The 13,882-nt window shown below is 70.9% G+C and carries 12 protein-coding genes; 6 read left to right on the top strand and 6 right to left on the bottom strand.

The window, feature by feature from the left end; genetic code table 11:
- Position 1 precedes the first annotated feature (1 nt).
- Together tal and tkt are read right to left on the bottom strand one after the other, a co-directional pair.
- Positions 2–1,120, bottom strand: a complete 1,119-nt coding sequence (tal, locus tag ACWEN3_RS03580; protein ID WP_452965157.1) for a transaldolase — start codon at positions 1,118–1,120, stop codon at positions 2–4.
- A 33-nt stretch (positions 1,121–1,153) separates the two neighbouring features.
- The gene (gene tkt, locus ACWEN3_RS03575; protein WP_452965155.1) at positions 1,154–3,241 is read right to left on the bottom strand and encodes a transketolase; all 2,088 of its coding nucleotides are present in this window, start codon (positions 3,239–3,241) and stop codon (positions 1,154–1,156) included.
- Positions 3,242–3,666: 425 nt separating this feature from the next.
- On the opposite strand from tkt, the gene ACWEN3_RS03570 reads away from it, so the two are divergent.
- The 4 genes from ACWEN3_RS03570 to ACWEN3_RS03555 all read left to right on the top strand — a co-directional run bounded on the left by ACWEN3_RS03570 (position 3,667) and on the right by ACWEN3_RS03555 (position 7,906).
- Positions 3,667–4,623: a heme o synthase gene (locus ACWEN3_RS03570; protein ID WP_452965189.1), complete on the top strand. Its 957-nt coding sequence runs from the start codon at positions 3,667–3,669 to the stop codon at positions 4,621–4,623.
- A gap of 105 nt (positions 4,624–4,728) precedes the next feature.
- Complete coding sequence (locus ACWEN3_RS03565; protein ID WP_452965152.1) at positions 4,729–5,061, top strand: hypothetical protein; 333 nt, start codon at positions 4,729–4,731, stop codon at positions 5,059–5,061.
- Between the two features lie 982 nt (positions 5,062–6,043).
- Positions 6,044–7,150 carry an amidohydrolase family protein gene (locus ACWEN3_RS03560; RefSeq protein WP_452965150.1) on the top strand — a complete coding sequence of 369 codons (1,107 nt, stop codon included), beginning with the start codon at positions 6,044–6,046 and terminating at the stop codon, positions 7,148–7,150.
- Between the two features lie 18 nt (positions 7,151–7,168).
- Positions 7,169–7,906, top strand: a complete 738-nt coding sequence (locus ACWEN3_RS03555) for a nucleotidyltransferase domain-containing protein (protein ID WP_452965147.1) — start codon at positions 7,169–7,171, stop codon at positions 7,904–7,906.
- Position 7,907: 1 nt separating this feature from the next.
- On the opposite strand, the gene ACWEN3_RS03550 is transcribed toward ACWEN3_RS03555, so the two are convergent.
- From ACWEN3_RS03550 to ACWEN3_RS03535, 4 genes are read right to left on the bottom strand one after another with little or no spacing between them, the layout of a single operon-like run.
- Positions 7,908–8,918: a COX15/CtaA family protein gene (locus ACWEN3_RS03550; RefSeq protein ID WP_452965144.1), complete on the bottom strand. Its 1,011-nt coding sequence runs from the start codon at positions 8,916–8,918 to the stop codon at positions 7,908–7,910.
- A gap of 47 nt (positions 8,919–8,965) precedes the next feature.
- Positions 8,966–9,739 (bottom strand): ABC transporter permease, encoded by a 774-nt coding sequence (locus ACWEN3_RS03545; RefSeq protein WP_452965142.1) that lies wholly within the window; start codon positions 9,737–9,739, stop codon positions 8,966–8,968.
- Positions 9,736–10,659 carry an ABC transporter ATP-binding protein gene (locus ACWEN3_RS03540; protein ID WP_452965140.1) on the bottom strand — a complete coding sequence of 308 codons (924 nt, stop codon included), beginning with the start codon at positions 10,657–10,659 and terminating at the stop codon, positions 9,736–9,738. Before ACWEN3_RS03540 ends, ACWEN3_RS03545 begins: the two co-directional genes overlap by 4 nt.
- A gap of 31 nt (positions 10,660–10,690) precedes the next feature.
- Positions 10,691–11,503, bottom strand: a complete 813-nt coding sequence (locus ACWEN3_RS03535; protein WP_452965137.1) for an aminoglycoside N(3)-acetyltransferase — start codon at positions 11,501–11,503, stop codon at positions 10,691–10,693.
- 172 nt (positions 11,504–11,675) lie between these two features.
- On the opposite strand from ACWEN3_RS03535, the gene ACWEN3_RS03530 reads away from it, so the two are divergent.
- Both ACWEN3_RS03530 and sufB read left to right on the top strand, forming a co-directional pair.
- Positions 11,676–12,410 (top strand): helix-turn-helix transcriptional regulator, encoded by a 735-nt coding sequence (locus tag ACWEN3_RS03530; RefSeq protein ID WP_452965135.1) that lies wholly within the window; start codon positions 11,676–11,678, stop codon positions 12,408–12,410.
- Positions 12,407–13,828 (top strand): Fe-S cluster assembly protein SufB, encoded by a 1,422-nt coding sequence (sufB, locus tag ACWEN3_RS03525; protein WP_452965133.1) that lies wholly within the window; start codon positions 12,407–12,409, stop codon positions 13,826–13,828. The genes ACWEN3_RS03530 and sufB overlap by 4 nt, the downstream gene beginning before the upstream one ends.
- Positions 13,829–13,882 lie beyond the last annotated feature (54 nt).

Genomic DNA, 13,882 nt, shown 5'->3' with positions numbered 1-13,882 from the left:
GTCAGCCCTCCGAGGGGGCGAGGCGCTCGAGCTCCGCCTGGGTGGACTTCAGCAGGTCGTTCCAGGACGCCTCGAACTTGTCGACGCCCTCGTCCTCCAGCACCTGCACAACGTCGTCGTACGCGATGCCGAGCTTCTCCAGCGCGTCGAGCTCGGCGCGGGCCTGCTCGTAGGTGCCGGTGACCGCGTCGCCACGGATCTCGCCGTGGTCGTCGGTGGCCTCCAGCGTGGCCTCCGGCATGGTGTTGACCGTGTTCGGCGCCGCCAGCTCCTCGACGTACATGGTGTCCTTGTACGCCGGGTCCTTCACACCGGTGGAGGCCCACAGCGGACGCTGCTTGTTGGCGCCCGCGTTCTCCAGCGCGCTCCAGCGGTCGGAGGAGAAGACCTCCTCGTACGCCTGGTAGGCGAGGCGCGCGTTGGCGACGCCGGCCTTGCCGCGCAGCGCCTTGGCCTCGTCGGTGCCCAGCTCGTCGATCCGGCGGTCGATCTCGGTGTCCACGCGGGACACGAAGAAGGACGCCACCGAGCGGATCTTCGACAGGTCGAGGCCGCGCTCCTTCGCCTTCTCCAGACCGGAGAGGTAGGCGTCCATGACCGCGCGGTAGCGCTCCAGGGAGAAGATCAGCGTGACGTTGACGCTGATGCCGAGGCCGATGACCTCGGTGATCGCCGGGAGGCCCGCCTTGGTGGCCGGGATCTTGATGAGGGTGTTGGGGCGGTCCACCAGCCAGGCCAGCTGCTTGGCCTCGGCGACGGTCGCCTTGGTGTTGTGCGCGAGGCGGGGGTCGACCTCGATGGAGACCCGGCCGTCCTGGCCGTCCGTCGCGTCGAAGACCGGGCGCAGGATGTCGGCGGCGTCGCGGACGTCCGCCGTGGTGATCATGCGGATGGCCTCTTCGACCGTGACCTTGCGGGCGGCGAGGTCCGAGACCTGCCGGTCGTAGCCGTCGCCCTGCGAGATCGCCTTCTGGAAGATCGTCGGGTTGGTGGTGACGCCCACGACGTGCTGCTGGTCGATCAGCTCGGCGAGGTTGCCGGACGTGATCCGCTTGCGCGACAGGTCGTCCAGCCAGATCGCGACGCCTTCGTCGGAGAGGCGCTTGAGTGCGTCTGTCATGGAATTACATCTCCTACGTGTCGTATGTGAGCGTCAGCGCTGGGCGGCGGCGATGGATTCCCGGGCCTTGGCGGCCACGTTCTCGGCAGTGAAGCCGAACTCGCGGAAGAGCACCTTGCCGTCCGCGGAAGCACCGAAGTGCTCCAGGGAAACGATGCGGCCGGCGTCCCCGACGTACTTGTGCCAGGTCAGCCCGATGCCCGCCTCCACGGCGACCCTTGCCTTGACGGTCGGCGGCAGCACGGAGTCCCGGTACCCCGGGTCCTGCTGCTCGAACCACTCCACGCACGGCATGGACACGACGCGGGTCGCGATCCCGTCGGCCTGGAGCTGCTCACGCGCCTCGACGGCCACGTGCACCTCGGAACCGGTGGCGATCAGGACGACCTGCGGGTCGCCGCCCTCGGCCTCGAAGAGGACGTAACCACCGCGCGCGGCGTCCTCGTTGGGCTCGTACGCCGGCACGCCCTGGCGGGTGAGCGCGAGGCCGTGCGGCTGGCCCTTGCCGTACTCCTTGGTGTAGCGCGACAGGATCTCGCGCCAGGCGACCGCGGTCTCGTTGGCGTCCGCCGGGCGGACGACGTTCAGGCCCGGGATCGCGCGCAGCGACGCCAGGTGCTCGACCGGCTGGTGGGTGGGGCCGTCCTCGCCGAGACCGATGGAGTCGTGCGTCCACACGAACGTCACCGGCAGGTGCATGAGGGCCGACAGGCGCACGGCGTTGCGCATGTAGTCAGAGAAGACGAGGAAGGTGCCGCCGTACACACGGGTGTTGCCGTGCAGCGTGATGCCGTTCAGCTCCGCGCCCATGGAGTGCTCGCGGATGCCGAAGTGGATCGTGCGCCCGTACGGGTTGGCCTCCGGCAGGGGGTTGCCCTCGGGCAGGAAGGAGCTGTCCTTGTCGATGGTCGTGTTGTTGGAGCCGGCGAGGTCGGCGGAGCCGCCCCACAGTTCCGGGACGACCGGGCCGAGCGCCTGCAGCACCTTGCCGGAGGCGGCACGCGTGGCGACCGACTTGCCGGGCTCGAAGACCGGGATCTTCTCCTCCCAGCCGGTGGGCAGCTCGCCCTTGGCGATGCGGTCGAACTCGGCGGCGCGCTCGGGGTTGTCGTCCCGCCACAGCTGGAGGGACTTCTCCCACTCGGCCTTCGCCTGGGCGCCGCGGTCCAGGGCCTTGCGGGTGTGGGTGATCACCTCGTCCTCGACCTGGAAGCTCTGCTCGGGGTCGAAGCCGAGCACGCGCTTGGTGGCCGCGACCTCGTCCTCGCCGAGCGCCGAGCCGTGCGCGGCCTCGGTGTTCTGCGCGTTCGGGGCCGGCCAGGCGATGATCGAGCGCATCGCGATGAACGAGGGCCGGTCGGTGACCTGCTTGGCCTCCTGGATCGCGGCGAAGATCGCCTGCGGGTCCAGGTCGCCGTTCTCCTTGGCCTCCACCCGCTGCACGTGCCAGCCGTAGGCCTCGTAGCGCTTGGCGGTGTCCTCGGAGACGGCCGTCTCGGTGTCGCCCTCGATCGAGATGTGGTTGTCGTCCCACAGCAGGACCAGGTTGCCGAGCTTCTGGTGGCCGGCCAGCGAGGACGCCTCGGCGGAGATGCCCTCCTGGAGGCAGCCGTCACCGGCGATGCAGAAGATGAAGTGGTCGAAGGGCGACTCGCCCTGCGGGGCCGCCGGGTCGAACAGACCGCGCTCGTAGCGGGCGGCCATCGCCATGCCCACCGCGTTGGCCACACCCTGGCCCAGCGGGCCGGTCGTGGTCTCCACACCCTTGGTGTGCCCGTACTCCGGGTGGCCGGGGGTCTTCGAACCCCAGGTGCGGAAGGCCTCCAGGTCCGCCAGCTCCAGGCCGAAGCCGGCCAGGTAGAGCTGCGTGTAGAGGGTCAGGGAGGAGTGGCCGGCGGACAGCACGAAGCGGTCGCGGCCGACCCACTCCGGGTCGGCCGGGTCGTGCCGCATCACCTTCTGGAAGAGGGTGTAGGCGGCGGGGGCCAGGCTCATCGCCGTACCGGGATGGCCGTTGCCGACCTTCTGTACGGCGTCGGCGGCCAGGACGCGAGCGGTGTCCACGGCCCGCTGGTCCAGCTCGGTCCACTCAAGGTCTGTGGTGGTCGGCTTGGTGCTCACCCTGGGTCAGGGCTCCTCTCCACATGTCGGTCGCCGGTCTTCGGGGCATACGCCCACCCGGCCGCCGGCGTGCTTCTGCTCACCGGCCGTTGTCGAGCCTACCCCCGTAAGGACGTGCGTTTTTTCGAGTGTTTCCAGACTGCCGGGACTCCGTGCGATCCGCCTCCCGACTGGCCGGACAAGGCATTTGGCACATGAATACGGAGCCGGTCATCTGAGCGCTCAATCGAGAGGTGGGACCCCTCTTATGGGCCGTCCGCCGACACGACTTATGGGGTGTCCGCCGACACGACCGCGGGCCGTGCGCCAACACGACCCCACCCCCGCGAAGGCCGGGGTATGGGCAACGTCTAAAGTGGCGTGGTACGCGCGAGCCTTTACCGGGACTTCACAGGGGGAGGCTTGCTGGGATGTCTCTGTCAGGGGTGTGCGTGACGGCCGTCGAATCCCGTCCAGCGGGTGTGCTCGGTGGTGCGAGCCAGGGCCCGGTTCATCGGCCGTTCGGGGCCCGTGTCAAGGCGTTCGTGGCTCTGACCAAGCCGCGGATCATCGAGCTTCTGCTCATCACCACCGTTCCGGTGATGTTCCTGGCGCAGCAGGGCGTGCCCGATCTGCAGCTGGTGCTGCTGACCTGCGTCGGCGGCTACCTCTCCGCGGGCGGCGCCAACGCGCTGAACATGTACATCGACCGCGACATCGACGCCCTGATGGACCGCACCTCGCAGCGGCCGCTGGTGACCGGCATGGTCAGCCCGCGCGAGTGCCTGGCCTTCGGCATCACCCTGGCCGTCGTCTCGACGCTGCTGTTCGGGCTCACCGTCAACTGGCTGAGCGCGTGGCTGTCGCTCGGAGCGCTCCTCTTCTACGTCGTCGTCTACACGATGATCCTCAAGCGGCGTACGTCGCAGAACATCGTGTGGGGCGGCATCGCCGGCTGTCTGCCGGTGCTGATCGGCTGGTCCGCCGTCAAGGACTCGATGTCCTGGGCGCCGGTCATCCTCTTCCTCGTCATGTTCTTCTGGACCCCGCCGCACTACTGGCCGCTGTCCATGAAGGTCAAGGACGACTACGCGCGCGTGGGCGTGCCGATGCTCCCGGTGGTCGCCTCCAACAAGGTCGTCGCCCGGCAGATCGTCATCTACAGCTGGGTGATGGTCGCCGTCTCGCTGCTGCTCACCCCTCTGGGTTACACCGGCTGGTTCTACACCGTGGTGGCGCTCGCCGCCGGCGGCTTCTGGCTGTGGGAGGCGCACGGGCTCCAGAACCGCGCGAAGGCCGAGGTGACGGGCGTGAAGCTGAAGGAGATGCGGCTGTTCCACTGGTCCATCACCTACGTCTCCATCCTCTTCGTCGCCGTCGCGGTGGACCCCTTCCTCCGCTGAGCCCCCTCTTCTCCTCCGATTTCTCCTCCGACGGGAGGGGTGCGTGGTCAAGGCCACGCCCCCCTCCCGTCGCCGTTCGATCTACCCGTCGGTAGCATCCTGGCCATGGCAGACACGCAGCAGGTTGACGCGCGGGCCGAGCGCAAGGTGTCCCGGCTCGCCCACCAGATCAGCGCCGTCGCGATTGCGCACGGCGGTGCGGAGGGCCAGGTCGCCTACATCGGCGAGCGCGGCGCCCGGATCGTCCTCGTCGGCGAGGACGGCGGCTGGGGCGACCTGGTGGCCCCCAGCTACGCCATCGCCGAGCAGGCGGTCGAGAAGTCCGGCATCACCGTCCACGAGTCCTTCGACGGCGAGTTCGCGGCGAAGGTGAAGACGGGACGCTACGAGTGGACCCGGATGGCCGGACTCCAGCTCGGCGGCCCGACCAACGACTGAGCACGGGGCCGCCGGCGCCGCCGAACAGGCCCGGACGGTGCCGAGCCGCGACTCCGCCGCCTGATGGAGTTTTGCGGGTGTGAGGGGGGCGCGTCCTGGGGGCGGGCCTCTTGTGGCCGCGGGCGGTGTTGGGGGCTTGGGCGGGTTCGCGTGCTGGGGGGCGGGTCTCTCGTGGTCGTCGACGGAGTTGCGGCCTTGAGGGGGTTCGCGTGCTGGGTGGCGGGTGTCTTGTGGTCGTGGGCGGTGTTGCGGCCTTGAGGGGGTTCGCGTCCTGGTCGACGGGCCTCCCGTGGTCGCCGGGAGAGCGGCGGTCCCGTACTGCACCCACGGCCTGGATGACGGAGGGCCTGCGGTCGCCGGGGAGCTGCGGTCCCGCACTGCGCTCGCGTCCTTGACGACAGAGGGCCTGTGGCTGCGACGAAGGCTGCGGGTCCTCGGTCGGATTCGCGTTCTGGATGACCGACGGCCTGCGGCCGCGGGGGAGCTGCGGTCCCGTACTGCACCCGCGTCCCGGGTAACAGGCGGCCTGCGGTCGCCGGCGAAGGCCGCGGGTCTCGGGTCGGATTCGCGTCCTGGACGAGAGCGGGCCTACGGCCGCCGGGGAGTTGCGGTCCCGTACTGCAACCGCGGCCTGGATGAGGAGGGCCTGCGGTCGCCGGCGAAGGCTGCGGGCCTGGGTCGGATTCGCGTTCTGGATGACAGATGGCCTGCGGCCGCCGGGGGAGCTGAGGTCCCGTACTGCACTCGCGACCTGGACGGCAGATGGCCCGCGGCCGCAGGGGGAGCTGTGGTCCCGTACGCACCCGCGTCCCGGGTGACAGGCGGCCCGCGGCCGACGACGAAGGGTCACGAGCCCCGGTCGGATCCGCGACGCGGACGGCCCGCGGCTCCGGCGAGTCCGTGGTTGTGGGCCGGCCGCGACCTCGTGCCCGGTTCACCCGTTAGGACGGGTAAGGCAGACGCGTCCCACGGGGAGTCCCGGATGATCGAAACGCCGTCCCTCGTGGACCAGTACTGCCATGGCGTACTGCGGACGGAACTGGGCCTCGGCACCTTCGAGGCCCAGCTGGCCCGCACCGAGGGCCCGCCGGCGGCGGGCACCACCCTCTTCGACACCCAGACCGGCTTCGCCGTGCGGCGCTGGTGCCCGCCCCTGCTAGGCCTCCAGCCGCACTGCCCGCCCGCCCTCTATCTGGCCCGGCGCCGGGAACTGGGCGCCCCGGAAGCGGCCCGCAGGCTGCTGCGCGGCAGCGGCATCACCACCTACCTCGTCGACACGGGCCTGCCCGGCGACCTCACCGGCCCCCCGGAGATGGCCTGCGCGGGCGACGCCGAGGCCCGTGAGATCGTCCGTCTGGAACTGCTCGCGGAGCAGGTCGCCGACACCTCCGGCACGGTCGAGTCCTTCCTCGCCAACCTCGCCGAATCGGTGCACGGCGCTGCCGCGCACGCGGTCGCCTTCACCTCCGTCGCGGGCCTCAGACACGGCCTGGCACTCGCGCCCGAGCCGCCCGGCGCCGGCGAGGTACGGGGCGCCGCCAGCCCCTGGCTGGCGGCGAGGAGGGTCGGCGGCGCCCTGTCCGATCCCGTGCTGCTGCGGCACCTGCTGTGGATCGCCGTCGCCTCCGGCCTGCCGCTGCAGCTGCACGCCGGGCTCGGCGAGCCGGGCTCCCGCATCGATCGCACGGACCCGGTGCTGCTCACCGACTTCGTGCGGGCCACCTCCGGCCTCGGCACCGACCTGATCCTGCTGCACGGCTACCCGTACCACCGGCACGCCGCCCACCTGGCCGGGGTCTTCCCGCACGTCTATGCCGACTCGGGTGCCGCGCTCGTGCGCACCGGTGCCCGCGCGGCCACCGTCCTCGCCGAGATCCTGGAGCTGTCCCCCTTCGGCAAGATCCTCTTCTCCAGCGGCGCCCACGGCCTGCCCGAGCTGCACGTGGTCGCCGCCGGCCTCTTCCGCGAGGCCCTGAGCCGTGTGCTCGGCACCTGGGTCGCCGAGGGCGCCTGGTCCCTTGAGGACGCCCAGCGGGTGGCCCGGCTGATCGCGGCGGACAACGCGCGCCGGGTTTACGGCCTCGGATGACCCGCCCAGACTGAGCGGATGCCGACCGAATTACTGCTCGAACGCTTCCTGGACGCACTCGGGCCACTGCGGCCCCGCGCGGTGTGGGCGCACGGCTCGCTGGCCGGCGGCGACTACCGGGAGGGCGTGAGCGATCTGGACCTCATCGCGGTCCTGCCGGGCCCGGTGGACCTGCGGACCGTACGGCGCACGGTGACGCTGCACCGGCGGCTGCGCACCGCGCCGCTCGCCGCGAAACTCCACTGCAGCTACCTCGGCCCGGGCGCCCTGGACGACCCGGAGCGCTCCCACCTCACGTGGGCGCACGGACATGTGATGCGCCGTCCGGTCACCCCCGTCACCCGGCGCGAGCTGCACGACTTCGGCCGGGTGCTGCACGGCGCACCCCCGGGCGCACTGCTCCCGCCGGTGCCGGACGGGCAGCTCCACGGCTTCGTCGTACGGGATCAGCGGGACTTCTGGCGGCCGGCCGTCGGCAAGGCCCGGCTGTGGCGCCAGGACGTCTGGGTCGACCTCGGTCTGCTGACCTTCGCCCGCGCCACCGTCACCCTGCGCGAGGGCCGGCTGATCTCCAAGCGGGACGCGCTGGCGCGGCTGCCGGGGCTCGGCGCGCCCGCCGAGGTCGTCGAGGACATCGCCCGGCGGCGCTACGCGGACCCCGCCCCGCCGGACCCCGCCTGGCCCGCCCGGCGCGCCGAGCTGACCCGGGCCTACCTCGGGCCGGCGATCGACGCACTGGTCACCACGTACGGGTGACTCACGTACGGGTGCCGACCGCCACCTCGGCCGAGGGACCCGGCAGGTCCAGGGCCGCATCCGGGCGCTCCCGCAGGGCCAGCAGGACCCGCATGACGCCGATCCACACCAGGCAGGAGCCGAGCATGTGCAGGCCGACCAGGACCTCGGGCAGGTGCGTGAAGTACTGCACGTAACCGATGACACCCTGCGCGAGCAGGATCAGGAACAGCTCGCGGGTGCGGACCAGGGGGCCCTTGGGGGCGTCGACGGCCTTGAGGACGAACCACAGCGCGAAGGTCAGCGTCACCACGATCCAGGCCAGCACCGCGTGCAGCTTGGCCACGGTCTCCCAGTCGATGGGGATCCGCTTGACGTCGCTGGAGTCACCCGCGTGCGGTCCGGCCCCCGTCACCACCGTGCCGACGGCGATGAGCAGCAGGGACGCGGCCACGAGGAACCACACCAGCTGCTGCACGGCCTTGCCGACCAGTTCCCGGGGCGCGCCGTCGCCCTCGCGGGTGCGCTGCCACATCACCGCGGCGACCGTGACGAGAGCCGTCGCCAGCAGGAAGTGGGCCGCGACGGTGTACGGGTTGAGGCCGACCAGCACGACGATGCCGCCGAGGACGGCGTTGCCCATCACCAGCCAGAACTGGGCCCAGCCGAGCCGGGTCAGGCTGCGCCGGTACGGCTTCTCGGCGCGGGCGGCGATGATCGCCCAGCCGACCGCGGCGCACAGCACGTACGTCAGCATGCGATTGCTGAACTCGATGGCGCTGTGATAGCTCAGCGCCTGCGTCGGCGTCAGTGAGCCGTCGGTGCACTCGGGCCAGGTCGGGCAGCCGAGGCCCGAGCCGGTGAGGCGTACGGCGCCGCCGGTGACGACGATGACCACCGACATCACGAGCGCGGAGAGGGCCGCCCGCTGCACGGTCCGGGGATCCGGCGTCCAGCGGTCGGCGATGAAGGCGAGCGGGTTGCGCAGGGCCGCTACGGCATCGGCGCGGTTCAGCTTTGGCACGCCCACCATCGTAGGCCGCCGCTTGTGCACGCTTTCACGAGGGTCCGTGTGACGCCTCACTCCCAGCGGAAGAACTTCCCCGCCGCGGCGAGCCCCACGACCGCCCACACCGCGAGGATGCCCAGGTCGGCCCAGGGCGTCCCGGCGCCGTGCTGGAGCACGTCCCGCAGGCCGCCGGAGAGCGCGGAGATGGGCAGCAGGCCGAGGACGTGCTGCCCCGCCGAGCCGAACTTCGCCAGCGGGACGACGACCCCGCCGCCGACGAGCAGCAGCAGGAACACCAGGTTCGCGCCGGCCAGCGTGGCCTCCGCCTTCAGGGTGCCCGCCATCAGGAGGCCGAGGCCGGAGAAGGCGGCCGTGCCGAGGACCAGCAGAAGCAGTACGGCGGCCGGGTTGCCGTGCGGCGACCAGCCCAGCGCGAAGGCGATCACCGCCAGCAGGACGATCTGCAGGACCTCCGTGACCAGGACCGACGCCGTCTTCGCGGTCATCAGGCCCCAGCGGGGCAGTGGCGAGGAGGCGAGCCGCTTCAGGACGCCGTAGCGCCGCTCGAAGCCGGTCCCGATGGCCTGCCCGGTGAACGCCGTCGACATCACGGCGAGGGCCAGGATGCCCGGCGCGAGGAAGTCGACCGCCTTGCCGGCGCCGGTGTCGACGATGTCCACGGAGCTGAAGAGCACCAGCAGCAGGGTCGGGATGACGACCGTCAGCAGCAGCTGCTCGCCGTTGCGCAGCAGCATCTTGGTCTCCAGGACCGCCTGCGCCGCGATCATGCGGGGCAGGGGCGCCGCACCCGGCTTGGGGGCGTAGGTACCCGACGCGGTGGTCATGAGCGCAGCTCCTTGCCGGTCAGCTCCAGAAAAACGTCCTCCAGCGTGTGCCGCTCCACCGAGATCCGGTCCGGCATCACGCCGTGCTGGGCGCACCAGGAGGTCACCGTCGCCAGCAGCTGGGGGTCGACCTTGCCGGCGACCCGGTAGGCGCCCGGGGTCAGCTCGGCCACAGTGCAGTCGGCCGGGAGCGCCTTGAGCAGGGAGCCCACGTCGAGGCCGGGACGGCCGGTGAAGCGCAGGGTGTTCTCGGCGCCGCCCTTGCACAGCTCCTCCGGGGAGCCCTGGGCGATGACCCGGCCGCCGTCGATGATCGCCACGTCGTCGGCGAGCTGCTCGGCCTCTTCCATGTGGTGCGTGGTGAGGATCACCGACACGCCGTCGGCGCGCAGGTCCTTCACCAGGTCCCAGGTGGCCCGGCGGGCCTGCGGGTCGAGACCGGCGGTCGGCTCGTCCAGGAACACCAGTTCCGGGCGGCCCACCACGGCCATGGCGAGCGCCAGCCGCTGCTGCTGGCCGCCGGACAGGCGGCGGTAGGAGGTGCGGCCGCAGCTGTCCAGTCCGAGGCGCTCGATCAGGGCGTCCACGTCCAGCGGGTGTGCGTGCAGCTTGGCGACGTGCCGCAGCATCTCGTCCGCCCGGGCGCCGGAGTACACACCGCCGGACTGGAGCATCACGCCTATGCGCGGCCTCAGCTCGGCCGACTGCCGCACCGGGTCGAGGCCCAGGACGCGCACCGCGCCGGAATCCGGCTTGCGGTACCCCTCGCAGGTCTCGACCGTCGTCGTCTTGCCGGCGCCGTTGGGGCCGAGGACGGCCGTCACTCCCGCCTGGGCCGCCAGGTCGAGGCCGTTCACCGCGGTCTTCGTGCCGTACCGCTTCACCAGGGCCTGGACCTGGACCACGGGCTCACTTCGCATGGAACCAGAGTCTAGGGAGACCGCTTGCCGTTCAGGCGCGGGGGTCGGAGAACTCCTCCCGGGGGCGGTGCAGCGGCAGCCAGCGCTCGGCGTAGGCCACCGCGTCGGCCAGCGCGAACAGCCGTACGTCCGCCGCGCCCACCGTGCCGCGCACCACGGGCCGGTCCCGCTCGAAGTCGTGCCCCAGCTCGTCGAACCGGTCGGAGGTGATCGAGACCTCGACGACCTTCTCCCAGCCGCCGCCCGGAGCGGGCCGCCCGACCTGGACGCGGGGCGCCGGGATCCGGTACTCGGCCAGGTGGAAGCAGGTGCAGGAGTGGTAGCCCGCGCCGAGCAGCAGCACCCGGGCGCCCAGCTCCTCCAGCCGGGCCAGGGGGCTGGACTCGCCGAGCCGGCAGTCGGTGGCGTGGCCGTCGGTGATCTCCCCGGCGCGCGGGCCGAGGGCGGCGAAGGAGGTCTGCGGATGCGCGCTGCGCAGGGCGCCGGGCCAGGTCCGCACCGCTTCGGGGATCACGCCGACCCCGCGTGCGGGGGTGACCAGGGGGTCGTAGGCGGGCATGGTGGCGCGGATCCGGTCCCACCACTCCTCGGGCACCGGCGGCCTGGCCCACAGCGCGGGATCGGACAGGTGGCCCGTCTGCGCCGGCACGACGAGCGTGCCGTGGGGGCCGAGGGCGTCGAGAAGTCCCTGGACGACCGCGACGGCCCCTCCGTTCACCCAGCCGAGGGAACTCAGCGAGGAGTGCACGAGGAGAGTCTCGCCGGCCCCGACACCGGCCGTGCGCAGCTCTGCCGCGAGGGTGTCCCGGGTGACAAGTGGGCCGGTCGGAGGGGGTGTGGCCATGCTCCGGGAGTCTTCCGCACCGAGCTCGGGGACGCCAGCGATTTGCTTGGGGGGTGATCGATCAAAGATCGTTTTCCCAGGTCGCATTAGGTATGCCTAAGTGACGCAGGGCACCGCGCAGTGATCCGGACGGCGCTTGTCAGTCTCCGAGGAATTACGCAACAATGGCGTTGTGAAAAACGTCGGCGAGGCTCGGGAGACCCCCACGGGGACCCCGCAGGAGGAGCTCGCGACCGGAGAGCGCTCGACGCGCAACCGGGTCGCGCGGTCCATCCTGGACCACGGGCCGTCGACCGTCGCCGAACTCGCCGGCCGGCTGGGACTCACCCAGGCGGCCGTCAGGCGTCACCTGGACGCGCTGGTCGCGGACGACGTCGTGGAGGCACGCGAGCAGCGGGTGTACGGCACGCGCACGCGCGGCCGCCCCGCCAAGGTCTTCGCGCTCACGGACTGCGGCCGGGACGCCTTCGACCAGTCGTACGACAAGCTGGCCGCGGACGCGATGCGCTGGATCGCCGAGCGTGAGGGCGGCCCCGAGGCGATCGCCGCCTTCGCCCGCGCGCGGATCGCCGCCCAGGCGGGCGCGTACCGCGAGGCGATCGAGGCCGTGACCCCCGACAAGCGCGCCGAAGCGCTGGCCAAGGCGCTGAGCGCGGACGGGTACGCTGCTACGGCGCGCAGCGCACCGGTCGGCGAGCAGCTCTGCCAGCACCACTGCCCGGTGGCCCACGTCGCGGAGCAGTTCCCGCAACTGTGCGAGGCGGAGACGGAGATCTTCGCCGAGCTGCTGGGTACTCACGTACAGCGACTGGCGACCATCGCGCACGGCGACGGCGTCTGCACGACGTTCATTCCCAAGATTTCCACTGACGCACCTGCAAGCACGGCCGGGAGGAACCCCGCATGACTCTCCCCACGGAGACTGCCCACCCTGAGCTCGAGGGCCTGGGCAAGTACGAATACGGCTGGGCCGACTCCGACGTCGCCGGTGCCTCCGCGAGGCGCGGTCTGAACGAGGACGTGGTCCGGGACATCTCGGCGAAGAAGAACGAGCCGGAGTGGATGACCAAGCTCCGCCTCAAGGGCCTGCGCCTGTTCGAGAAGAAGCCCATGCCGAACTGGGGCTCCGACCTCTCGGGCATCGACTTCGACAACATCAAGTACTTCGTGCGCTCCACGGAGAAGCAGGCGGAGTCCTGGGAGGACCTGCCCGAGGACATCAAGAACACCTACGACAAGCTGGGCATCCCGGAGGCCGAGAAGCAGCGCCTGGTCGCCGGTGTCGCCGCCCAGTACGAGTCGGAGGTCGTCTACCACCAGATCCGCGAGGACCTGGAGGAGCAGGGCGTCATCTTCCTCGACACCGACACGGCCCTGAAGGAGCACCCCGAGCTCTTCAAGGAGTACTTCGGCACGGTCATCCCGGTCGGTGACAACAAGTTCGCCTCCCTGAACAGCGCCGTGTGGTCGGGCGGCTCCTTCATCTACGTGCCGAAGGGCGTGCACGTCGAGATCCCGCTCCAGGCATACTTCCGTATCAACACGGAGAACATGGGCCAGTTCGAGCGGACCCTGATCATCGTCGACGAGGGCGCCTACGTGCACTACGTCGAGGGCTGCACCGCCCCGATCTACAAGTCGGACTCGCTGCACAGCGCCGTGGTCGAGATCATCGTCAAGAAGAACGCCCGCTGCCGCTACACGACCATCCAGAACTGGTCGAACAACGTCTACAACCTGGTCACCAAGCGCGCCGTGGCCTACGAGGGCGCGACCATGGAGTGGATCGACGGCAACATCGGCTCCAAGGTGACGATGAAGTACCCGGCCGTCTACCTGATGGGCGAGCACGCCAAGGGCGAGACCCTCTCCATCGCCTTCGCGGGCGAGGGGCAGCACCAGGACGCCGGCTCCAAGATGGTCCACATGGCGCCGAACACGTCCTCCAACATCGTCTCCAAGTCGGTGGCGCGCGGCGGCGGCCGTACCTCGTACCGCGGTCTGGTCGAGATCGGCGAGGGCGCCGCCGGATCGAAGTCCAACGTGCTGTGCGACGCGCTGCTCGTGGACACCATCTCCCGCTCCGACACGTACCCCTACGTGGACGTCCGCGAGGACGACGTGTCCATGGGCCACGAGGCGACCGTCTCCAAGGTCTCCGAGGACCAGCTCTTCTACCTGATGAGCCGCGGCCTCAGCGAGTTCGAGGCGATGGCGATGATCGTGCGCGGCTTCGTCGAGCCCATCGCCAAGGAGCTGCCCATGGAGTACGCCCTCGAGCTCAACCGGCTGATCGAGCTGCAGATGGAAGGCGCGGTCGGCTGAGACCCGCCCCCCGGACAGCAGCCAGCAATTTCTGACGTAGGAAGAGAGCAGACC

The sequence above is a fragment of the Streptomyces sp. NPDC004561 genome, from assembly GCF_053602155.1.
This window is presented reverse-complemented; position numbering and strand designations above follow the sequence as displayed.